General features: G+C 40.8%; 17 protein-coding genes, 1 tRNA gene and 5 pseudogenes. 15 read left to right on the forward strand and 8 right to left on the reverse strand.

The window, feature by feature from the left end; all coding sequences use genetic code 11:
• Positions 1-3 precede the first annotated feature (3 nt).
• From JCM19033_RS13485 to JCM19033_RS13510, 5 genes and pseudogenes are all read left to right on the forward strand, one after another.
• Positions 4-1,833: pseudogene (locus tag JCM19033_RS13485) on the forward strand (ABC transporter ATP-binding protein).
• 116 nt (positions 1,834-1,949) lie between these two features.
• Positions 1,950-2,792 (forward strand): annotated as a pseudogene (locus tag JCM19033_RS13490) (amidase domain-containing protein).
• A gap of 111 nt (positions 2,793-2,903) precedes the next feature.
• Positions 2,904-3,376: pseudogene (trmL, locus tag JCM19033_RS13500) on the forward strand (tRNA (uridine(34)/cytosine(34)/5-carboxymethylaminomethyluridine(34)-2'-O)-methyltransferase TrmL).
• Positions 3,377-3,674: 298 nt separating this feature from the next.
• Complete coding sequence (locus JCM19033_RS13505; protein ID WP_054636673.1) at positions 3,675-3,980, forward strand: antibiotic biosynthesis monooxygenase; 306 nt, start codon at positions 3,675-3,677, stop codon at positions 3,978-3,980.
• Positions 3,981-4,075: 95 nt separating this feature from the next.
• Positions 4,076-4,633, forward strand: coding sequence for a DUF5366 family protein (locus JCM19033_RS13510; protein ID WP_054636674.1), 558 nt, complete (start codon positions 4,076-4,078; stop codon positions 4,631-4,633).
• Between the two features lie 301 nt (positions 4,634-4,934).
• Here the strand turns inward: JCM19033_RS13510 and JCM19033_RS13515 are convergent, their stop codons facing one another.
• The 3 genes from JCM19033_RS13515 to JCM19033_RS13525 form a co-directional block, all read right to left on the reverse strand.
• Positions 4,935-6,074, reverse strand: coding sequence for a glycerate kinase (locus JCM19033_RS13515; protein WP_054636675.1), 1,140 nt, complete (start codon positions 6,072-6,074; stop codon positions 4,935-4,937).
• Positions 6,075-6,337: 263 nt separating this feature from the next.
• Positions 6,338-7,468 carry a sugar diacid recognition domain-containing protein gene (locus JCM19033_RS13520; protein ID WP_054636676.1) on the reverse strand — a complete coding sequence of 377 codons (1,131 nt, stop codon included), beginning with the start codon at positions 7,466-7,468 and terminating at the stop codon, positions 6,338-6,340.
• Between the two features lie 36 nt (positions 7,469-7,504).
• Entirely contained in the window at positions 7,505-9,367 is a 1,863-nt protein-coding gene (locus tag JCM19033_RS13525) for a transglycosylase domain-containing protein (protein WP_054636677.1), read from the reverse strand.
• A 359-nt stretch (positions 9,368-9,726) separates the two neighbouring features.
• Here JCM19033_RS13525 and JCM19033_RS13530 point away from each other — a divergent pair, with 359 nt between their 5' ends.
• On the forward strand, positions 9,727-11,622 hold the full coding sequence (locus tag JCM19033_RS13530) for a PrkA family serine protein kinase (RefSeq protein WP_054636678.1): 1,896 nt from the start codon (positions 9,727-9,729) through the stop codon (positions 11,620-11,622).
• Positions 11,623-11,682: 60 nt separating this feature from the next.
• Here the strand turns inward: JCM19033_RS13530 and JCM19033_RS13535 are convergent, their stop codons facing one another.
• Positions 11,683-12,549 (reverse strand): hypothetical protein, encoded by an 867-nt coding sequence (locus tag JCM19033_RS13535; protein WP_054636679.1) that lies wholly within the window; start codon positions 12,547-12,549, stop codon positions 11,683-11,685.
• 568 nt (positions 12,550-13,117) lie between these two features.
• Here JCM19033_RS13535 and lepB point away from each other — a divergent pair.
• From lepB to JCM19033_RS13570, 8 genes and pseudogenes are all read left to right on the forward strand, one after another.
• Positions 13,118-13,669 (forward strand): signal peptidase I, encoded by a 552-nt coding sequence (lepB, locus tag JCM19033_RS13540; protein WP_054636680.1) that lies wholly within the window; start codon positions 13,118-13,120, stop codon positions 13,667-13,669.
• Positions 13,670-14,032: 363 nt separating this feature from the next.
• A pseudogene (gene yhbH, locus JCM19033_RS13550) lies at positions 14,033-15,201 on the forward strand (sporulation protein YhbH).
• 420 nt (positions 15,202-15,621) lie between these two features.
• Positions 15,622-16,902, forward strand: a complete 1,281-nt coding sequence (hisD, locus tag JCM19033_RS13555) for a histidinol dehydrogenase (RefSeq protein WP_054636682.1) — start codon at positions 15,622-15,624, stop codon at positions 16,900-16,902.
• A gap of 63 nt (positions 16,903-16,965) precedes the next feature.
• Positions 16,966-17,184: a LacI family DNA-binding transcriptional regulator gene (locus tag JCM19033_RS25925; protein ID WP_269758212.1), complete on the forward strand. Its 219-nt coding sequence runs from the start codon at positions 16,966-16,968 to the stop codon at positions 17,182-17,184.
• A gap of 130 nt (positions 17,185-17,314) precedes the next feature.
• Positions 17,315-17,617: a hypothetical protein gene (locus tag JCM19033_RS25930; protein WP_269758225.1), complete on the forward strand. Its 303-nt coding sequence runs from the start codon at positions 17,315-17,317 to the stop codon at positions 17,615-17,617.
• 49 nt (positions 17,618-17,666) lie between these two features.
• Positions 17,667-17,981 (forward strand): substrate-binding domain-containing protein, encoded by a 315-nt coding sequence (locus JCM19033_RS25935; protein ID WP_269758213.1) that lies wholly within the window; start codon positions 17,667-17,669, stop codon positions 17,979-17,981.
• 279 nt (positions 17,982-18,260) lie between these two features.
• On the forward strand, positions 18,261-18,836 hold the full coding sequence (locus JCM19033_RS13565; RefSeq protein WP_157049883.1) for a TetR/AcrR family transcriptional regulator: 576 nt from the start codon (positions 18,261-18,263) through the stop codon (positions 18,834-18,836).
• Positions 18,837-18,851: 15 nt separating this feature from the next.
• Entirely contained in the window at positions 18,852-19,364 is a 513-nt protein-coding gene (locus JCM19033_RS13570; RefSeq protein WP_054636684.1) for a small multi-drug export protein, read from the forward strand.
• A 168-nt stretch (positions 19,365-19,532) separates the two neighbouring features.
• Here JCM19033_RS13570 and JCM19033_RS13575 read toward each other — a convergent pair.
• The 4 genes and pseudogenes from JCM19033_RS13575 to JCM19033_RS13590 form a co-directional block, all read right to left on the reverse strand.
• Positions 19,533-19,609: transfer RNA gene (locus JCM19033_RS13575), tRNA-Pro, on the reverse strand.
• A 71-nt stretch (positions 19,610-19,680) separates the two neighbouring features.
• Complete coding sequence (uvsE, locus tag JCM19033_RS13580; protein WP_054636685.1) at positions 19,681-20,550, reverse strand: UV DNA damage repair endonuclease UvsE; 870 nt, start codon at positions 20,548-20,550, stop codon at positions 19,681-19,683.
• A gap of 38 nt (positions 20,551-20,588) precedes the next feature.
• Positions 20,589-21,104: a peptide-methionine (S)-S-oxide reductase MsrA gene (msrA, locus tag JCM19033_RS13585; RefSeq protein ID WP_054636720.1), complete on the reverse strand. Its 516-nt coding sequence runs from the start codon at positions 21,102-21,104 to the stop codon at positions 20,589-20,591.
• Positions 21,105-21,561: 457 nt separating this feature from the next.
• Positions 21,562-22,454, reverse strand: a pseudogene (locus tag JCM19033_RS13590) (SDR family oxidoreductase).
• A 298-nt stretch (positions 22,455-22,752) separates the two neighbouring features.
• Between JCM19033_RS13590 and JCM19033_RS13595 the strand changes: the two are divergent.
• Positions 22,753-23,718, forward strand: coding sequence for a bile acid:sodium symporter family protein (locus JCM19033_RS13595; RefSeq protein WP_054636686.1), 966 nt, complete (start codon positions 22,753-22,755; stop codon positions 23,716-23,718).
• Positions 23,719-23,774: the final 56 nt, after the last annotated feature.

Below are 23,774 nucleotides of genomic sequence, written 5' to 3' on the forward strand. Positions count from 1 at the left end.
CACATGTTTTCTAAACTTAAGGAGCCTTTTTCATACGAAAAACGAGCACTTAGCCATGGTAATAAAAATGCTTTAGTAAAGAAGCGTCCTCAAGCTGATAATTGGAAAGATACGTTAAAAAGAATCTGGTTATATCTCTCTTACCGGAAAGGGAAGCTTTTTTTCGTATTATTTCTTGTATTGCTAAGTTCTGCTTTTGCACTTCTGGGGCCATTTATGATTGGAATGGCTATTGACAATTATGTGGTTACAGGTGACCTGGGGGCTTTACGTTCTTTCCTTATTGGCCTTGTTTTTGTCTACCTCATCCATTCGGGCTCACTCCTTCTTCAAAACTTTTTAATGGCAGGGATTGCCCAGCAGACAGTATATACAATGAGAACCGACTTGTTCACTCATCTTCACAGCCTCCCTATCCCTTTCTTTGACAAAAAACAGCACGGTGAGTTGATGAGCAGGGTTACCAATGATATGGAAAATGTAAGTAACACTCTTAATAGCTCAGTCATTCAAATTTTTTCAAGCCTGCTAACACTTATTGGCACAATTAGTGTCATGCTATGGCTTAGTCCCCTTCTGACTTTGATTACCTGCTCATTGTACCGGCAATGGTATACGGGATGAAATGGATCACAAAACGGACAGGAAGGTTATTTAAAGAGCAGCAACGTGATCTTGGGGATGTGAATGGGTATATTGAAGAAACCATGTCCGGGCATAGCATCGTAAAGACTTTTTCTCTTGAAAAACGAGTGATTGACTCATTTATGGAGAAAAACGGGCGTTTACGCCAGTCTGGTTTCTGGGCTCAAACGATTTCCGGCTTTATTCCAAAGCTGATGAATATGCTGAATAATCTCAGCTTTGCCGTCATTGCAGGGGTGGGAGGTATTCTTGCTTTGCAGGGTGTGATAACCATCGGGGTAATCGTAATTTTTGCAGAATATGCAAGACAGTTTACCCGGCCACTAAATGACCTTGCAAACCAAGTAAACACCCTTTTATCTGCAATTGCAGGGGCGGAGCGTGTTTTTGAAGTGATGGATGAAAAAGATGAAAGAAGTGATGAAAAAGGGGCGGCAGTATTGTCAGAAGTGAAAGGGAGATTACCTTTTCAAACGTATCCTTTGCTTATGAAAGGGATGAACAGACGCTGACTGAGGTTACCTTTACCGCTCATGCAGGTGAGACTATAGCATTTGTCGGGCCGACAGGAGCCGGAAAGACAACAATAATAAATCTGTTATCTCGCTTTTATGATCCAGACAAAGGGGAAATTCAGTTGGATGGCCGGAATATGGCTCACATAAAAAGAGAAAGCGTGAGAAGCCATATGGCGTTTGTATTACAGGATTCTTTTTTGTTTCAAGGGACCATCAGGGAAAATATACGGTATGGAAACCTTTCTGCTTCAGATGAAGAGGTTGAACGAGCCGCCAGACTTGCTAACGCTGATGGATTCATACAGAAGTTCCTGAGAAATATGAGACAACCTTAAAACAAAACGGTCAGGGCATCAGTCAGGGGCAGAAACAGTTACTCTCTATTGCCAGGGCGATTTTGGCAGACCCAGCCATTTTAATTTTGGATGAAGCGACGAGCAGCATAGATACTGTCACTGAAATCAAAATACAAGAAGCACTGCAAAGGCTGATGAAGGGACGAACCAGCTTTGTTATCGCCCACCGCTTAAATACAATCAGGCAGGCAGACCAGATTATTGTGCTTCAACATGGAAAAATAACAGAAAAAGGTTCACACGAAGAATTAATGAATAATAAAGGTTTTTATGCTGAGCTGCAGGCAGGGCAGACAAAGGAACAAGCAGTCTAGTATGATTTCTTATTCGTATCCGATCACCCTCCTTCATATCTTTAAAGGAGGAGGATGATAGTGTGAGAGAATGGGAGTCCACATTAACTGAACATAGTGATCAACTGTTAGCTTACATGGTAGCTGGGGACACGAAAAGACAAAAAACATTGATAAGTAAATTAGAAAATCAAGAACTTGCAGCTTTGAGAAGGGGAGAGGAGCGCAACAGCAAGAGAAAGGCTGAACGAGTAAAAGGCAGCGGTGAGATTCTGCCTTACAGGGTATTTTCAAAGAGCGGGGAGAAGGCTGTAGATTACTTGTTTGTGACTTCATTTCTCATTCGTTTAAAGAAAGATTTTTACATGGAAGAAATCATGCAAAAGAGAAGAGCCACTTTTGATGGGAAGAAACTGCTGGAAGATAAAATTATTAGTGTACCGTATTTGTTTGAAAATAATGATTCTCCTTCCCGTTTTTTTTCACAAGAGAGACGCTCCTTTCAATATGATCGAAGAGAAGCAATTCGCTATGCTGAACGATGGTGGAATGATTACAATCCTCAATATGAAAAATTCACAGATAATTGTACAAATTTTATTTCCCAATGTTTACGAGCTGGGAATGCTCCTATGAGAGGGTACCCTAACCGGTCACAAGCTGGTGGTATCAAAATAACAACTGGAGTTACAGCTGGTCTGTGGCTCACTCAATGAGGTGGTACTTAAGCGGGTCAACCCAGGGTTTGTCAGCTTCCGAGGCAGAGAGGCAGAAGATCTCGAGGCTGGCGATGTGATTTGTTATGATTTTAACGGGGATGGGCGCTGGCAGCATACAACCATTGTTACGGCTAAAGATGCAAATAATGAACCGCTGGTAAATGCCCAGACAACAAATAGCAGAATGAGATACTGGCATATGAGGATTCAACAGCCTGGACGCCTAACGTAAAATATAAGTTTTTCCGCATCGGGGTGTGACACTGTCAGCCTTTTCTTGTGTCTTTTTTAAGTACTGAGCGGGGAATAGGAAGGGCGGGAGTAATATGATATAATATCCCATGTTATTGAAGAAACGAGGTGCAAATAGCCATGGCAATCCATGTCGTTTTATATCAGCCAGAAATTCCTGCTAACACCGGCAATATTGCAAGAACCTGCGCGGGGACTAATACGTCTCTTCATTTAATCAGGCCATTAGGTTCTCTACCGATGATAAAATGTTAAAAAGAGCAGGTTGTGATTATTGGCCGAATGTTAAGATTAATTATTATGATGCTATTGAAGAATTGCTTGAAAGCTATCCAGAAGGAAATTTTTTCTTTGTGGAAACTATTGGGACAAAAACATACAGTGACTTTGACTATACTGATCCAGCAGAGGATTATTTTTTTGTCTTTGGAAAGGAAACGACAGGACTTCCTGGTGAAATCACAGATAAGTATAAAGAACAATGTCTTCGTATTCCCCAGACAGATAAAGTAAGGTCATTAAACCTTTCAAATACGGCTGCTATTTTAGTGTATGAGGCAATGCGCCAGCAAGGGTTTAAAGGGTTGTCTTAAAATAAAAAAGGAGCTTTTTTGAGGAAAAAAGCTCCTTTTTCTTAATTCTTATTCATACTCACTGGCTGTGTGGCTTCTCTTCTACACCTGCTGTCAGGATGGAAACGAGGAACGCTACACAAACACCAAGAATTAAGACTAGTCCCATTGTGAAAGCCTCCTTTGTTGGTGGATGGATAGTCTAACCTATATTATAGACGAAAATACAATCAATGTGAATGTTCAATGCTTTCGATTTTGTGGCAATTCAAATCCCATGTATAATAAAGGTATGATACATATTTAGGAGGGATAGCAAATGTACGTAGTTATGAATGAGCTTCACGTGCCTAAAGAAGCAAAGGATGCAATGAAGGGGCGTTTTGCCCAAAGTGCTGAAAACATGAAGAAGGTTCCTGGATGTCTTGAATATTTATTCCTCGATAATGAAAACCCGGATGGGAAGCTGGTTGTGTTTACGAAATGGGAGACAAAAGAGCATTTCGAGGATTGGAAAAACAGCGATGCCTTTAAGAATGCCCACAAAGAAAAAAGAGAGTCTAAAGAAAAAAGCCCGGCTTCAGGCAGTGAACTGAATGCTTATGAGGTTGTTTACCAGACGTGAGAATAGGAAGATCAACAGAAAAATCTGTTGATCTTTTTTTATGCTTGCTATGATTAGAAAGAGTATACTAATATAGAATTCTTTAGGAGTCATCAATGAAAAATACATATATCACAAGCCACTTTCCTTTGTTTTCAATCCTGTTGTTCAGCTGCTCACTTGCTATATATACGGAAGGCCTCATCACAGGGTGGTTAAATGAGATCGGGCTGTACAGAGGAATGATGGAATTCTTCTCTGAAGCAGGAATCAAAGGCACACTTCTCTTTTTATTTCTTTTGTTTTATTTTATGGTCTTTTCAGCGTTGAAATTAATCTCCGATACACTTATTCAGCTGTCTCTATTATTTTTTTCAAACGATCAGGAAGGGGAGGACCTTTACAAAATTAGAAAGGGTTCCTGGATTTTTCTCATTGCAAGTGGCCTATCACTGTTTTTCATAGCTATGCCGGAAGTCATTATCATGTTATTTATTTCAGCTTCAGTTATTTACTTTACTTTTTTTGTGTATAAAATCAGCGGTTCCCTTTCTTTTAGTCGAATGACAGGGGTCATCTTCTTCCATCTTATGTTCTGGTCCTCATTCAGCTTGGTTGTTATCTATACCTGCACTGTTTTATATAATAGTTTTATCGCAAGCCTGCCGATATGACGTCTAAGAGGCCGGGACCAATTTTCCCGCAGGCGTCTCGTAATTTTGAACAGGTTCTCACATTGTGTATGCAAAATGGGTACCTTCCGATAAAGTTACATCACCTCAACAAAACGCTCGCCGTAGATCTCGTTTGTTTCTGTTTCCGAAAGCACTCCCGGCGGTGACTTAAGAAAGTATATCGCCTGGACGCATAACCAGAAAGGCTTGAATCCAAATATAAGGCACCAATTATCAAGAGAAGATAATTGGTGCCTAATTTACTTAAATGAAACAGCTTTGTCCTAGCCTCATGTAATTATTACATTTGTAGCTTAATGATGGCAGCAATATTTCGCGAGAGGTCTTCTAAGTAGTGTTCTCCGTGCTTCATCGCATCGTCCAGTGAAATAGGGCCAGGCACGAGGCTGAATGCAGCATCAATTCCACGGTCTAACACTGGTTCATATCCGTGCTCAAGCTTGCCGCACAAAGCTACAACATAACAACCATGTTTCTTTGCGGCTTGTGCTACTCCTATTGGAGTTTTTCCGTATATGGTCTGGCTGTCAATTTTCCCTTCTCCTGTGATCACTAAATCGGCGTCTTTCACTCTATCATGAAAGGAGGTTTCTTGGAGAGCAATGGTCACACCAGACTCTAACTCTGCCTGAAGACATGCAAGCAGACCAGCTCCTAAGCCCCCTGCAGCCCCGGCACCTGGAATGTCTGAAACAGGCTTACCAGTGCTGGTTTCCAGTATCATTCCAAAATTCTTTAAAGCTTCATCCAGTTCTTCTACCATTTCTCCTGTGGCTCCCTTTTGAGGGCCGTAGACAGCACTAGCTCCTTTTGGACCAGTCAAAGGGTTGGTTACATCACAAGCCACAGTAATGTTAACATGTTTTAATCTTGGATCCAGACCTTCCAAATCAAGGCGGGTAAGCTTCTTTAAAGCAGCTCCTCCTTCTTCGATCTCATTGTCTTTATAATCCAGCAGCTTTCCGCCCAGGGCCTTGATCATCCCGGCTCCGCCATCATTTGTAGCACTGCCTCCAATTCCAATAATAATTTTAGAAACATTATGGTCTAACGCAGCTTTAATTAATTCTCCAGTTCCGTATGTAGAAGTAGTAAGAGGGTTTCTTTCCTCAGCCGGAACAAGTGAAAGACCTGATGCTTCAGCCATTTCCATAATTGCAGTTTCCTTGTCGCCTGACACAGCATAGGAGGCCATCACTTTTTGTCCCATAGGGCCAGTAACCTCAGTAGTGTAAATCTTTCCGTTCAGAGCGTCGGCAAGTGATTGCGTTGTCCCTTCACCGCCATCAGCCATAGGGATTTTATCAATGACAATGTCCTTTTCAAAGACTTGCTGAAACCCTTTTTCAATGGCAGTAGCGGCCTCTTGTGCTGTCATGCATTCTTTGAACGAATCCGGTGCAATGACTACTTTTACCATGTGGATCACTCCTTTTCTAAAATAAGCGAAATACTCCAGATATTGATGGGGAGGTCGAATCAACAAGGCTTTCCTAGGCCATCACTTTAAGTACGATTGGAATTTCCCTGCTGACATCCCCGTTTATGAGGGGTTTCTCTATCTCTAGGGTAACCGTTTACAAAGTAACTTTCATTAGGCAACTGAATAGAGAAAAGTGAAAAATAAAGGATTTTATCGTGCAGCCGCACAAAAGCGGGCCTTTTTTTAGAAAAGAAATTTACCTACTGCGAGACACTGTTCTCATCGATTAATGCGAATAGCAGGCTCACTTTAAGTTCAAACAGGTCATTGATTAATTTAGGGTTTTTTCCAGTTATGTTTTGTATTTTTTCAAGACGATAGGCAAGGGTGTTCCTATGTATATAAAGTCGTTCTGCCGTTTTCATCATCTCACCGTTTTCCTCAATAAAGGCGAATAAAGTTTTATGCAACTCATCACCGTTTTCATTTAATAAAACCTTTTGATAATTTTGTATCAAGGGGAAAGATTCTTTAGGGAAATTTTGATAAAATCCATAGCACATGGCCTCTGTATGTAAGGATTCCATTGTCCATACCGTGCTCCATTTCTTTAAGGCGGCAGCTGTGTTATTGAGCAAACGAGCAACCTCAAAGGAGTGGCGCCATCCTTTATAACCGTACTCAGCAGGCCCGCATGAAGCTGTTACTCCCTGAAAGGATGAGGAAGACAGCCAGTGATTTATTTCCTTTCTCGCTGAATCAGCTGCTTTTGTGCTTCCTTTTCTTAAAAAAATTAACTCTGATGTATATAAGGGAATGAATTCGTCTCCTTCTTCTGCAATACGTTGCTCGAGCCAGTTTTTGAAGGTTCTAGACTGACGAGAGGGTAATGAAAATAAAAACACAGTTCCATAAGCATGTATATTAATTCCTAAAGACCGCGCTCTCTCTTCTACAAAGGTGTCATCTGTCTCAGTACCCAGCAATAAATGGGAAAGAGTACTTTCTTTGACACTTTTATCACTTTGAATCTCTTGCGCTAAAGCAGCGTGTTCTAATGTTAACTCGGCACCCATCTGTACCAGCTGGGCAAACCCTCTTATTTCTTCGGGTTCACCCGTTAAACCGATGACACCGACGATGGTCCCCTGAAATCTGATTGGAAGATTTATACCCGGGAGAGTACCATCTAATTCATCAATTTCTTTTCTGGAAAATTCAATAGCAGTTTGTTTTCGGATGACCTTTTGTGCTCCTTCATGAACCTGGTTCAGGCGTTTTGGTTCACCTGAGCCAATGATCCTTCCTTCTCTATCCATGATGTTCACATTACAATCAATAATACCCATTGTCCTTTGGACAATCTCAGAGGCAAGCTCTTTATTTAACATATTATCCACCTTCCGTTTATAAAAGCCGTAGCGGCTTTATTGGATCTGACTCATAATACTGCGCCAGACAGCCAGGTGAGTTCCTTCCGAGCTTAAGGGCTGGATAGAACCAGGTTGATCTTTGCCTATCCACACACCAGTTGTATAGGCTTCATTATAACCAACGAACCAAAGGTCATGGTAACTATTGGTGGTCCCTGTTTTTCCGCCAGCCAAATGAGACCCATAGGATGCGTTTCTTCCTGTTCCTTCTTTTATCACGTTTTGGAGAAGGACTCTCATCTTTTCATTTGTCTCTGTGCTCCACATTTTCGTTTCTTTGTGAGGCCACTCAAGGAGTATATTCCCGTCATAATCAGTGACTTTGTGAATTCCTCGCGGGGGAGTGTATATGCCATTATTAGAAAAAGTAGTATACGCTCTAGTCAGCTCTAAAGGGGTAACACCTTGATTTAAACCTCCTAACACAGAGGGATAGGAATAATCATCCTCTGTGACTTTAGAGAAAGAAAAAGGTTCTAGGTAGGAAAAGGCAGTTTCAAGGCCAGTTCTTTCTGCCAATCTTAAAGCTGCTGTATTAATGGAGTGGGTAAACGCATGGTTCAAAGAGACATGTCCATATGACGCTCCGCCAAAGTTGCGGGGACAGTATCCCTGGGCACAAAACCGGCCGCCGTTGACTAAACTATTAATGGATGCCCCGTGCTCTTCGATATAAGGAGCAAAAGAGAGAAGAGGCTTGATTGCTGAGCCTGGCTGGCGGTATGCCTGGAAGCCTCTGTGGAAATCATATTTCTTATAGTTCTTTCCACCGGAAACTGCTACAATGTTGTGATTTTGATGATCAACCACCACAGCCGTTCCTTCGGCTTCACGTGCACCCAAATGACTTGATAAGGCGTGGTTAACCTGATCTTGTATAGAGGGTTGAAGATTGGTTTCAATTTTCAGTCCTGAACGCAGCCACTCCATTGTACGTCCTTGAAGTTCTCTTTCTATTTCAATTCTTTCTTCTCCTTCTGCATTGGTAAGTCTTTTGGTAAATCCTTCGGTTTCTGCAATCAGCTCTTTAAGCTCATATTCTATGTAGGTGACGTATGAAGGGTATTGATCCACTCGGTCCTTCACCTGAAGAACAACCTCAGCTGCTATTGCGCTGTCTTTCTTTTCTTCACTGATACTTTCGTATTCTGTCATTTTTTCAAGGACCCATTCCTGGCGCTGTTTCGTATTTTCAAAGTTAGTTAAAGGATTATAGAATGTAGGATTGGCCGGAATACCGGTGAGAAAAGCTATCTCGTTTACAGCAAGCTCCTGGCTCGGTTTATCAAAGTAAAATTCACTGGCAGTTTCAATGCCGTACACTCCATTGCCAAAATAAATTGTATTTAAGTAGAGTTCCAGTATGTCTTCCTTGCTGTATTCCTGTTCCATTTGATAAGCGTATAACACTTCTTTGAGCTTTCTATTATAGGATTGTGAGTGATCCAAGAATAAATTTCGGGCGAGCTGCTGTGTGATTGTGCTGGCCCCTTGTTCAATGGATTGAGATTGAACGTTAGTTACAAAAGCTCTGACCACAGAGGACATATCGAGGCCTTGGTGTTCATAGAAGTGTCGGTCTTCTGTTGCCAGAAAAGCGTGTTTAAACATAATCGGTATCTCACCATGAGGAAGATATTTTCTTTTCTCTTCCCCGGCAATCTCTGAAATAAGATCGCCATTTGTATCATACATATAGCTAATATTCATTAACTCCACATCAGTGACATCAATTTCCTCTGCTAAAACTGCTGGAAATGGACGAATACTTTTTGCTTCATCAATCACGTGCAAAAATACAACAATAAATATTGCAACAAAAAGAAAAATGACTGTATAGCCGGTTGCAACTCTCATGCTCGCGTTCCTTCTTTCTACCTGTGTCTGAATGCAGAAACTGGTTAATGAACCTTTATTTTACCATGAATCACCAGACTGGATTCTATTTTCTTTATCCAGTGTGGCTGGCTGCTCAGGAGGTCCAAGCTGGTAAAGAAATACGGCAACGATATTGCCAGTAGTGCTGGAAACCATTGAATATCAGGAGTCGGACCCTAAATTTATTAAAGGAATAAACAGAGACAGGTTATCTTTTTCATAAGACCGCATAAAAATGAGTAACAGAACAACATAGGCGGAGGTCAAACGTTCCGGCCTGCGCCCCCCTTTGCAGCCAGCAAAATTTTAGAAGTTTAAGAAAGGGAGGCTTTTATCAGGTGGACATTTTAAATAAAATTCGTAACTCCAGGGAAGAAGAAGAGAAGCTTAAGTGGAGAGGTACATTTGCGGAGTATTTAGATATTTTAAAAGAGAACCCTCACGTTGCCCAAACTGCTCATTCACGGGTGTATAATATGATAAAAGACGCTGGGATTGAGGAAATAGATGGCAAAAAACATTATAACTTTTTTAAAGGAGAAATCTTCGGGGTTGAAGATTCCCTTGAGAAACTGGTAGAAGAATATTTTCATTCAGCTGCTAGAAGGCTTGACGTAAGAAAGAGAATACTTCTTCTTATGGGGCCGGTCAGCGGGGGGAAATCCACGCTGGTAACAATGCTGAAAAGAGGATTGGAAAAGTATTCTCATACGGATCCAGGAGCCGTCTATGCAATTTCCGGGTGTCCGATGCACGAGGATCCCCTTCATTTGATTCCTCACCATTTACGTGAAGATTTTTTTAAAGAGTATGGAATCAGAATAGAAGGCAATTTGTCCCCTCTCAATTTAATGAGGCTTGAGAAAGAATACGGGGGCCATATTGAAGATGTAATAGTCGAAAGAATCTTTTTATCAGAAGATAAAAGGGTGGGAATAGGAACGTTCAGTCCGTCTGATCCCAAGTCTCAGGATATTGCAGATTTAACTGGAAGCATAGACTTTTCCACGATCGCAGAATATGGTTCAGAATCCGATCCCCGTGCCTACCGATTTGACGGAGAACTTAATAAAGCAAACAGAGGTATGATGGAGTTTCAGGAAATGCTGAAGTGTGATGAGAAATTTTTGTGGCATTTGCTTTCTTTAACGCAGGAAGGGAATTTCAAGGCGGGAAGATTTGCGTTAATAAGCGCAGATGAGCTGATTGTTGCCCATACGAACGAAGCAGAGTATAAGTCCTTTATAGCCAATAAAAAGAATGAAGCACTTCACTCCCGTATTATTGTAATGAATATTCCTTATAACTTAAAGGTGACTGAAGAAGAGAGAATTTATAAGAAAATGATTGAAGAAAGCGACTTGTCTCACGTTCATATTGCTCCTCATGCTTTGCGGACTGCAGCCATATTTACTATCCTGACAAGGCTGAAAGATCCGAAAAAGCAAGGTGTGGACTTAGTTAAGAAAATGCGTTTATACGATGGAGAGGATGTTGAAGGCTTTAACGAACAGGATATCGAGGAGTTAAGAAAAGAGCATCAAGACGAAGGAATGAATGGAATCGACCCACGTTATGTGATTAACCGGATTTCTTCTGCGTTGATCAGAAAGGAGATCTCATCGATCAATGCCCTGGATGTTCTTCGTTCCTTAAAGGATGGGTTAAGCCAGCATGCTTCTATATCTCAGGAAGATAAAGAAAGATATATGGACTTCATATCTATTGCAAGAAAGCAATACGACGAAATTGCGAAAAAAGAAGTTCAGAAAGCATTTGTCTATTCCTATGAAGAGTCAGCGAAGACGCTTATGGATAACTACCTTGATAACGTAGAAGCCTACTGCAATAAGAATAAACTTCGGGATCCACTTACCGGTGAAGAAATGAATCCAGATGAGAAGCTGATGCGTTCCATTGAAGAGCAGATTGGGATTTCAGAAAATGCGAAAAGAGCGTTCAGGGAAGAAATCCTTATTCGGATATCAGCCTATGCCCGCAAAGGAAAGAAATTTGACTATAATTCTCACGAACGTTTGCGCGAAGCTATTCAAAAGAAACTATTTGCTGACTTAAAAGACGTTGTGAAAATTACTACCTCCACAAAAACGCCGGATGAGTCACAGTTGAAAAAGATTAATAGTGTCATAGAACGGTTAATTGATGAGCATGGATATAATTCTGTCTCTGCAAACGAACTGCTTAGATATGTGGGTAGTTTATTGAATCGTTAAATGTTAACAAAGCCTCTTGTACCCTGTGAAGGTACAAGAGCTTTTAGGTATTCCTGTTTTTTACCTTTCTAAATACTGGAGATAGGGAACCAGGAAAAAACGGCGCATGGAGTCTGCAAAAGGGTTGTTATACTGCAATGGAAAAAAGTAGTGGTCTTCGTTTATGGTTTCTGTACTGGAGGGAAAGGTTTTGTGTATAATAAATTCTCTTCCCTCTTCCCCTACAGTAAGGGGGATAATTTCAAATTCTTCCTCAAATATCGGCTTTGTAACTTCTTCTTCTTCCCCGTCATTAGCAAAGGAGATAAGGAGGTCGGTGTCACTGTCCTCATTGGATGCTTCTTCCTGCTGTCCTTGTGAGGTCTGTGGTCCAAGGATCGTTCCATCTTGAAAATTCAAGTCTATGTCACTTTTCAGAAGGCCCGCATAAAATGTCTGCTTAAAACCATGCTCCATTTCAACCCCATTTTGATTTGTGATAGAAGGGGCAACGTATAAGTTGTAGAGCTTATTTGGTGCATAGCCTCCTTCAGGGGGAAGAATTTTCACCTCTCTGTTGTTTGCTAAAAGAATAACTGTATCTACTGGATTATTGTCATCGTCAACTATGTAAACAGTTTCATTATTAATAGCAGAAGAAACAACTGGTGAACTAAAATCAATGTTCCAGATTTTGTTTTCTTTAATTTCTACCGGCGGTCTGTGTTCTTTAAAAACATAGGAATCCATAACTTCAAATAATTGTACATCTTCAATCTCTTCATCCGTTACTGGCAGCTCCACCGCTGCCTGAGGATATGTAGTTACCTGTAAAGGATTCGTCGCGGGATCAGCAAAGTGAAGAGAATAATACAAATGTAACGTTTCATCATTTATTTCATAATTTTCAATAGTAATCTGATAGCCCAGGCTGGTTTTGGCTGCCATGTTAAAGTTACATTATTTCCCTTAAGTTCATACTGAACAAAAGCAGGTTCTGCGTCGGCAGATGTCTCACTTTTGGCTGCAGTAGAAGAAGAGCACAAATGAAACACAGAAAGAGTAAATAAAAAGACTATAAATAAGTGCTTCATACTCCTCACTCCTCGCTTAATATCCCTTTGTAAAATGAATTCTGGATCTAGTAAAATAAGAAAAGATAATAATGCTTTGGGATAAAAATACTTATCAACTATTATATGCTAGTCAAAATATGTGAAAATGTCAAAGGTAGAACCTCTAATATTTACCCGTTTACATAGTTTGTAAACCACATTCTACGAAAACCATTTATTTCCTTCTTTTTTCTTGACCGATCTATAAAAAGGTTTAAAGGAGAAGCACACTGATGATTTTCTCTTTCTGCCTTCAAAACAAAATAAGATTTTTACTGAAGAAAAAAGGGTACATTCTTATAAGTTTTACGTAAAGAATACATAAGTTTACCCCTGTGAAATTTTAATTGTTTATCAAAACATTGAGTGGTAAAGTTAAGGGAAGAAATGGAGGAGTCGTTATGAGCAGTGTAGCAAGAGAGGTATTAGACTGGGTCAAAACGTTCGCTATTGTTATACTCATCGTGTTAATTGTAAGAACCTTTTTCTTCGCCAACTACATGGTCCATGGAGAGTCAATGATGCCGACCATACAAAGTGGAGAGAGGTTAATCATAAATAAAATAGGTTACGAATTTTCTGAGCCAACTCGCTTTGATTTGGTGGTTTTTCATGCTACAGAAGATAGCGATTATATTAAAAGAGTGATTGGTCTTCCAGGAGATGAACTAAGAGTGGAAGATGATATTCTGTATATCAATGGTGAGGCTTATGATGAAGAATACTTAGACGATTGGCGTGCCGGGTTTGAAGGGGAGACATACACCCCGGACTTCACGCTTGAAGAGCTGACTGGCCAAATAGAGGTTCCGGAAAACCATATCTTTGTTCTTGGAGATAACAGAAGAAACAGCCTGGACAGCAGGCAATTAGGATTTATCCCTTTTGAGGATGTAGTCGGCAAGGCAAATGTACGTTACTGGCCGGTAAGTGAATTTTCTTTTGTACGATAAAAAAACAGTTTTAAAATGGAAAAAAATAAAAGGTCAGTAAAGGATGGTCCTCACCAACGGTGGGGACTATTTTTTTCAGCTTTTCCTTGATACCGGGCTGTGTTCCCAATGCAGCTTATCTTATCTGGCAGAAACACCCTTATGCTCTGGACAGGTCTTCTTTACAGCGAGACTAAAGGATAAAAGCTTCATATCCAATTGAAAAAGGAAGCTTGTCTTGAGGAAATTATCTGAAATTTTAGCAACTCTCTTGTCTCTCTGCATAGGATAAAGTAAACCCTTTAAATGACATAATCGCTTTAGTGTATGAATCAAACTCATTTGTTGTGACCAGTTCAAATGAAAAAGTAAGGAGGGCGTAAGATGGGAAAAGAAAAAAGGCATAATTTTGTTGTATCTCAAGAAAATTGGTCCTCCATCGCAAAGGCCATCAAGACCAAAGGCGGCACCAGGAAAAAGTACAAGAGGCCATTAAGAAAAATCTTCCAGACCTTGTCAGTGAAGAAAATATCATTATGTCCAATGGGAGGGAAGTGGTCAGGATACCGATCCGCTCCCTTGATGAATACAAGATCCGTTATAACTATGATAAAAACAAACATGTTGGCCAGGGCGATGGAGATAGTGAAGTAGGGGATGTTGTAGCGCGTGAACCAGGAAGCGGCCAGAAAGCTCCCGGCAAGGGAGAACAGGCCGGTGACCAGGCTGGGGAAGATTACTATGAAGCAGAGGTTTCCATTGTGGAACTGGAAAACCTGCTTTTCAGTGAAATGGAATTACCGAACCTTCAAGAAAAAGAAGAGGATAATATCATTATAGAAGACATTGAATTTAATGATATTAGGAAACAAGGGCTCATGGGGAATATTGATAAAAGAAGGACTATTTTATCTGCAATTAAACGAAACGCTATGGATGGGAAACCCGGCATCAACCCGATCCATAACGATGATCTTCGTTTTAAGACGTGGAATGAGAAAATCCGGCCTGAATCCAAGGCAGTGGTCATAGCGATGATGGATACTTCAGGTTCGATGGGAAGATGGGAAAAGTTTATGGCTCGAAGTTTCTTTTTCTGGATGGCAAGGTTTTTACGAACTAAGTATGAAACTGTGGAAATTGAATTTATTGCCCATCATACAGAAGCAAAAATAGTGACCGAAGATGATTTCTTTTCAAAAGGGGAGAGTGGAGGAACTATTTGTTCTTCAGCTTACAGAAAAGCCTTGGAAGTAATCGACCAGAAATACAATCCGGAGCGCTACAATATCTATCCTTTTCACTTCTCCGATGGAGACAACTTAACCTCCGACAATGCCCGATGCCTTAATCACATCCAGGAACTCATGGAGCTATCGAGTATGGTAGGATACGCAGAAGTTAACCAGTACCACCGTCACTCTACATTGATGAGTTCATACAAGAACATTGAAGATGAACGTTTCAGGTATTTTATTTTGAAGCAAAAAGGAGATATATTCGAGGCTTTAAAATGGTTCTTTAGAAAAGAAGAAAATGAGCTGTATGCTTAAAGAAGGGGGGCTGTTCACCTTGAGCAGCCCTTCTTTTTCATGGAAACAAACTGGAGAAATTCTTGATTTATTTTTCATTCAATGAACAGTCTGTTGAATAAGAATGATACAAATTTTTTTAAAGAAATGTCAGTAAAACGTTTACATGAAAGAAAAAAAGAGATATAATTGCATACGTATTCAAAAAACTGACTTTTTTGAAGAATCGACAACATTGAAGGTGCAATGTTACTGCTTAATACTTATAACTAATGTAAATGAAAAGTAATCGAATAATCAGGGAGTCATTTTTTGTCACTTTTGAATGCGTATTCAAAAGTGTTGAGGATGCAGTAGCATGAAAGAGACGTGACCAACTCTCAAATTGCAAAAAAGTCGGGCAGTAATAATAAACTATATAAATTGAGGAGTGACACTTACATGGCAACGTTTATTAAAAAGGGAAAAAGCGAACAAGAAATCCAGGAAGCAGATACAAAAGTCCAGGAAGCAGTCAGCGGCATTATTAAAAATATAGAAGAAAACGGTGACTCTGCTGTCCGCGAACTATCTGAAAAATTTGATAAGTGGTCTCCAGAGAGTTTTCGTCTATCAGAGGAAGATATCCAAAAGGTAATTGAATCAGTCCCTGAACAAGTTAAAGAGGATATTAAATTTGCCCAGGAACAGATTAAAAATTTTGCAGAACACCAGAAGGATTCTATTAAAGATATTGAGGTAGAAACAAGACCGGGAGTATTTTTGGGTCATAAAAATATACCTGTTAACAGCGTAGGGTGCTATATTCCAGGCGGACGTTACCCAATGGTTGCTTCTTCTCACATGAGTATTTTGACAGCCAAGGTTGCGGGAGTGAAAAGAGTGATTGCCTGCACTCCTCCAGCACAGGGAGAAATTCCAGTATCCACCGTGTATGCTATGCACATGGCTGGTGCTGATGAAATTTATATTCTGGGCGGCGTACAAGCGATGACAGCGATGTCTGTGGGGACGGAAACAATCGACCCTGTAGACATGATTGTAGGACCAGGGAATGCGTTTGTTGCAGAAGCAAAGCGACAGCTTTATGGCCGTGTTGGAATTGATTTATTTGCAGGCCCTACTGAAACGTTGGTAATAGCTGATGAAACATCTGATGCTGAAATCGTAGCAACAGATTTACTGGGACAAGCTGAACATGGTCCGACATCTCCTAGTGCTTTGATCACTACGTCAAGAAAACTTGCTGAAGAGCTTGAGGACGAAATTCAGCGACAGTTAAAAGTACTTCCAACAGCGGATGTGGCAGAAGTGGCATGGAGAGATAATGGTACGATCATTCTAGTTGACAGTCTTGAAGAGGCTGTAGTGGAAGCCGATAAACTTGCCTATGAGCATGTAGAGGTACTGACAGAGGATCCAAATTACTTCCTGGAAAATTTAACGAACTTTGGCGGACTGTTCCTTGGACCAGAAACAAATGTAGCTTACGGGGATAAAGTAATCGGTACAAACCATACACTTCCAACCAAAAAGGCTGCCAGATATACTGGCGGATTATGGGTAGGGAAATTCCTTAAAAACTGCACGTATCAGCGTGTGACTCCAGAAGCCACTGTGGAAATCGGCGAATACGCAGAGCGTCTGTGTGAATTAGAAGGATTTATGGGCCATAAAGAGCAGGCTTCCTTGCGTGTCAGAAGATATGGAAATAAGCAATAATGAAAAAGGATCAGTAAATTTGGTATAATTCTCTCTGTCGACGGTAGTCAGGAGGAGAGAAAAGTGAGTAATGGAAGTAATAAAAAAGTAACTGCTACAGATGTTGCTCGTCTTGCAGGCGTCTCTCAATCTAGTGTTTCCAGAGCTTTTAGCAAGAGTTCGAGCGTATCAAAAACGAAAAAAGCACGAATATTAGAAGCTGCGGAGAAACTTGGGTATCAGCTAATGCCTTTGCAAGGGGACTTACTACGAATAAATCAAGAATCATTGGAATTGTTATGAGGAATGTTGGGAACCCCTTTTATCCGGAAGTACTTGAAAAGTTCTATAATAAGCTTTCGGAGAGAGGTACCAGCTTCTCTTCATTAACTCAGAGAACAATGAAATTAAAGAAGACGAAATCAGCCAGCTTATTGAATACAGCGTCGAAGGGGTAATCATTACTGATGCCCTTCTCGCTTCTTCAGCGGTGCAAAGGTTTTTAAGAAACGGGATATCAGTTGTGTTATTTAATCGTTATATCTACTTTTCTGGCTGCAGCGCAGTATATTGTGATAACTATTCAGCTGCAAAGAAAATAGGCTCATATTTGCTTGAAAAGGGCCACCAAAAGCCTGCATTTATTTCAGGCCCTACGAATACTTCTACAACTATAGACCGGGAGAAAGGTTTTAAGGAAGCCTTACTGAGGGGGAATTGTAACTTTTCCTTCTGAAGATGGAAATTATTCCTATGAAGGCGGTTTTGACGCAGCAATCAGGTTGTTGAAAGACAATCCAGCTGTTGATTCAATTTTTTGTGCCAATGATGTATCAGCTTTTGGAGCTATGGATGCGATTAAAAAAATGGGATACAGGATCCCAGAGGATATATCCATAATTGGTTTTGATAACGTAAAAACGTCCGGATGGGCTTCTTATGAATTAACAACTTGGCTTCAGCCAGTTGATGAAATGGTTGAACATTCTATCAAGCTGTTACTTGAAGAGGAAAATAAAAGCAGTGATCAGCCTATCATGAAAGGACTGCAAGGAAGCCTTGTAGAAAGAAATTCAGTAAGAGACAGAAATAACGGATGAAAAAGCAGCATCAATTATGATGCTGTTTTTTTCTGAAATGAATATGCTGTTCAACAAAAGAAGGGGCAACGTTAAACATGTCAGGTGTCCACATAGAACCAAAACGAGTGTGAGGAGTACAAATTTGTATAGTAAATTGAACTCTTTCAATTGTAAGAGTATTCCCCCTTCACCGTGCACAAACGCTCTTTCTTGACTCAAAAAACAGGATGAGGTATCGTTACTAACGAACGTTAGTTTCCCGTGCTGGACATTAAGGGGAAAGGAGAGAGAAAAGCAATGAGAATAGATGAAATTAAAGAGGCTGCAAGGGCCTTGTTTGCTGAACACGGGTACAATGGAACAAGTTTGGCAGACATTGCTGACCAAGTCGGTATTAAAAAGCCATCCCTGTATAATCACTTTTCAAGCAAAAAAGAATTGTTCTTAGTAATTGTAGAAGATGTTTTCACGTCTTACATTACCTATGTCCATGACTCTCTCTCCGCTCTTGGGGAAAGCAACGTAGAAGACAAATTAAAGCAAGTGTTATATTCCACATGCCAATTTTTAAGCAGTCATGATGTAGGTGTTCTTTATATGCGCGTATTAATGTTTCCTCCAAAGGAATTGGAGAACGAAATTAAAACACGCTTTTTAAGATGTGAGGGAGTAACAGACGACTTATTTAATAACCTGATAATTGAAGGTATTTCCAATAAAGAAATAAGAGAAGGTCCTGTAGATACGTATTTAAAAGCGTACTATTGCTTAGTGGACGGTGTAGCAACAGAAATGTTTATATATGAGACTTCCAAAGTGAAAGAAAAAGTGGAGGCTTCCTGGGAAATTTTTTGGCAAGGAATCACAGCATGAGAGCAGGTGGGATAAATGTTAGAAGTGATAGGCTGGTACTTTAGTATATTCATAATGGCTGCTACTCCTTGGCTTGAAATGCTTGTGGTTATCCCTATAGGAATAGGAGCAGGATTGAACCCTGTCGCTGTAGGATTTATTGCGTTTCTGGGAAATGCCATTCCTGTGTTTCTTCTTCTGTATAAGTTTCATTGGCTTACAAACAACCGATGGTATCTTGCGTGGAAGAAGAAGAGGGAACTGAACAAACAAAGAAAGAACGAACAAATAAATGAGGAAAAGCTTCAAAAGAAGCAAGCCAGAAAAGAAAGAATGCAAAGGATATTCGAAAAGTATGGGCTGGCTGGGCTCGCCATTACAGGCCCGGCGATTACGGGGATCCATCTTGCGACTTTGTTTGCGATGGCTTTCAAAGCAAATAAAACGAAAATAGCTCTGTGGATGAATGCAAGTTTGGCATTATGGGCTGCTGGAATGACCGTTGCATCTTTTTATGGAATTGAATGGATGATGTCATGGTTCGGATAATCCATCCGAACTTTTTTATTTACTGAGTTAGACGAGAAGACTTCCAGCTTCGGATTTTTCCTTCCTGTAGAGGTTCTGACAGTTATCTTTCTATGTAAATAAAAGAATTAAAAGACTCCTTAGTGGATGGCCCATTAAGGAGTCTGGTTTGGTTTAATAAGTGGTGGCTGGTCGGGATGACAGGATTTGAACCTGCGACTCCAGACACCCCATGCCTGTGCTCTACCAAGCTGAGCTACATCCCGCCTTACATTTATATTGTAATATGGAAACGAAGCATTGACAACGCCTCCACCAAAAAAGTATGCATGATCAGCTACATTCGCAAAGCGAACACAGCTTTTTCTTTTTTCTTTGCTTCAAGCATTAGATCGATATTTGTATCGGGCAAAAGGTCTATAAAAGAATGAAAATCTTCATCGCTTATATAATTGGCATGAGAGGTATCAACTTGATGAGCTTTACCAGAACTAATATGCATTTTAGGACGGATGCTCTTATCCTTCCAAGTTAAAAATACGTCTTCAATGTAGCTCCTCGTCTCATTTTCCCCAGGTGGATTGCAACGGTGATGGTGAATATCAAAGCAAGCGGGTACCTTAAGATGGTTGGAGACTTCTAGTACATCTTCAATGTGGTATGTTTTATCGTCATTTTCGAGACGAAGGCTTTCTTTAACAAAAGGGCTTACTTTATCAAAGTTGGTGATAAATCTTTCTTTGGCAGATTCTTTATCTCCATATCCGCCCCCAATATGAAGAATCATATCCGTTCCTCCGCAAAGAGAGAGTAAGTGCCCGTGATACTCAAGATCCGAGACAGCATTTTCCACAATATTGTCTTTGGGTGAATTTAACACAGTATATTGTCCTGGATGCACACTTAAACGCATATTATGCTTTTGCTGAAGTTTTTTAATAGAGGAGGCAGCGGCTAAGATATCATCATCTTTCCACCATTCCCATTCCAAAAGGGGATGACTGCCAAACGGGACAATATCACTGCTGATACGAAAGAAAGTAATATTTTCTGTAATATTCCATTCCAATACTCGTTGGAGTTCTTTGAAATTGTGAAGTGCCAGCTCTTTTACCTTTTCTTCTCCTTCTGTTTTCATTGTTTGCAGCCGGCACGTTCTAAACCGGCTTGGCAGAGTCAAGTTTTGGCAAGGGTATCCAAGCCTCATAGCTGTGCCTCCTCCTCTCTTATGTAGACAGTAGACAGTTATCCCCAATGTTTCGTCATAAATTCATCTCTTCCTGATTTTGCACGGTCTTCTTTATACTCTTTAGGATTTTTCTTGTGGAACTTCTGATGATAGTCCTCTGCAGGATAAAAGGTTGCTGCAGGGAGTATAGGGGTTACTACAGGCTTGGAAAAACGACCGCTTGTTTCAATTTTCTTTCTTGACAGTTCGGCTAGTTCTTTTTGCTTTTCATTATGGTAAAAGACTGCAGGCCTGTATTGAGGACCACGGTCATGAAATTGCCCTCCATTGTCTGTCGGGTCAACCTGGGGCCAGTATATATCCAATAGTTTTTCATAAGGGAAAATAGTTGGGTCGTAAGTGATCTGAACAGCTTCATAATGGCCGGTGGTTCCGGTTTTAACCTGTTCGTATGTTGGATTTTCTTTATGTCCTCCGGTATAGCCGGAAACGACTTCAATTATGCCGTCCATTTCTTCAAATGGCTTAACCATGCACCAAAAGCATCCTCCGGCAAAGGTGGCTTTTTCTATTGTGGAATTTACAGCTTGATCCCCCACAAGTCTCACGTCCTTTCATCAATCAGTAGAATAACATTATAACAGGTGCATGAAAAACGAGGAAAGGAAGAGTGTTGAGAAGATAGGAAAGGAAGCAATTCAGTATATAGAGTGGAGGGGAAGGGAGGAGGGACGGATTTTGTCGAATTAAGTCAGTTGACCGGAAAGTTATCGATTTTGACCCAATTAGTGAGAGAATTGACCCAATTAATGATGAAATTGACCCAAATAGCAACAAAATTGACCCAAATAACGACAGAACGACCCAATTCCTAACTGAATTGACCCGAAAAGCTGCCATCTGGACCGAAAAATCACACTAAACATACGAATGATTAACAATAGGGGGCACTACAATGCTAAGTTTATCAATAAAGGGCTGCCCCTTTGACAAGCCTGACGTAGACTTAGGGAACAGCCCTTCCAGATTTTATCCGTTTACTACCATACCGCCGTTTAAGTGGAGAACCTGTCCTGACATGAATGAGGAATCTTCACTTGCCAGGTACACGTAAGCAGGAGCGAGCTCTGCTGGCTGACCTGGACGGTCCATTTCCGTATTGCCGCCAAATTTGTCCACATGATCCTCATCAAAGGTAGCAGGGATTAGTGGTGTCCAAACAGGTCCAGGGGCTACACCGTTCACTCTGATCCCTTTTTTGGCTAATGAAACAGCCATTGAACGAGTAAATGAGGTAACGGCCCCCTTTGTTGCAGAGTAGTCGATTAACCCGGGTTGCCTCGATAAGCTACGACAGATGTCGTATTGATGATTGAACTTCCTTCTTTTAAGTGAGGAAGAGCTGCTTTTGTCAAATAAAACATGGAGAATATATTCGTTTGAAAGGTCTGCTCCATGTCATCAAGGTCGATTTCCTCTAAGCCGTCTTTAGGATGCTGTTCTGCCGCATTATTTACCAGGATATCCAGCTTTCCGAACTCATTGATCGTGTCATCAATCAGTCTTTGACAATGGGAGCGGTCCCCCACATGACCTGGGATGAGAACAGCTTTTTGACCAATTTCTTCTACACGATTTTTGGTTTCTTCAGCGTCCTTGTGCTCATCTAAATAAGAAATCACCATGTCAGCACCTTCCTTGGCAAAAGCAATGGCTGTTGCCCGGCCAATGCCGCTGTCTCCGCCTGTAATTAAAGCAACCTTGCCTTTCAGCTTGCCGGCTGGTTTGTAATCTTTTTCTTCCGGATAAGGCTGAGGTTCCATTTCAGATTCAATACCTGGCTGACGATCCTGATGCTGAGGGGGTTGAATATCAGGTTGTTCTTCATAAGCGTGGTCAGGCTGATTTGGTTTTTTTGACAAGAAACACACCTCCAAGAATAATTCGTATGAGACTAGTTTTTTCTACCCGCAAAGGATAGTTTTAAACATATACTTTGAAGACAGAAAAACGGTAGGAGGCACTTCCTTTATCTACAGGCAGGCTAATATGCGTAAAGAATTGAGGAAGAGAATGTGTTCAGATGAAATAAACCTTAGCCTTCGAGAGAATAAATAAGGAAAAGATTGCTTTTTTACTTTAATGTTGTAAAAGGTTGAATTAAAAAGTTTGAAAAGTTAAAATAAAGACCTGTGAAATAATACATAAAGGGTGAGAGAGATGAATAGTTTGGAAAGGACGAGTAATTTTTTCAGCAAATATTTTGCAGTGTTTGTTATTCTCATTGCACTTATTGCTTTTGCTGTGCCAGAAGGCTTTGTCTGGATTGCTCCATATATTACAATTCTTCTTGGAATTATAATGTTTGGCATGGGCTTGACGATGAGGGTGTCAGATTTTGCGGTAGTGGCTAAAAAACCTCTGCCGGTATTTGTTGGAATAGTTGCACAATTTGTTATTATGCCGCTGGTTGCTTTTGGGTTAGCCATAGCTTTGCAGCTTCCTCCTGAACTTGCAGCGGGGCTTGTTTTAGTAGGAGCGTGTCCTGGCGGCACGGCATCCAACGTAATGGTTTATCTGGCAAAAGGTGATGTGCCAGTGTCGGTTGCCATGACTTCCGTTTCTACAATGCTGGCTCCTTTTTTGACGCCGTTCATTTTATTGGTTCTTGCAGGGGAATGGCTTCCTGTTGATGCAGGTGCAATGTTTATGTCAATTATCCAGGTTATTATCATACCTATTGCATTAGGTATCCTTGTTAGGCGTTTTATGCCTGAAACAGTAGAAAAGGGAACAGCCGCCCTCCCCATTGTTTCCATCGTTGCGATTCTGGCTATCGTTGCAGCTGTCATTGGAGCAAACACAGAGAACTTGATAACTTCCGGCCTTGCTATATTTGCAGCTGTCATCCTGCATAATGGTTTTGGTTATTTGCTTGGGTATGCAACAGCGAAAGTCTGCGGTCTGGATGAGACAAAAAGAAGAGCGATTTCAATTGAAGTGGGCATGCAGAATTCAGGCCTTGGAGCTACACTCGCTACCGTGCATTTTACACCGCTTGCTGCTTTGCCAAGTGCCATCTTTTCCGTTTGGCATAATATTTCCGGACCGGCTCTCGTATCCTTTTGGTCAGGATCCAAGAAAAAGACCAGTAAGGACAGTGAGGGGATGGATATAAAATCCTAAAAGGAAAGAACGCAGATCCTGCGTTCTTTTTATATAGAGCAAATAATCATGAAGGC

The sequence above is a fragment of the Thalassobacillus sp. C254 genome, assembly GCF_001310615.1.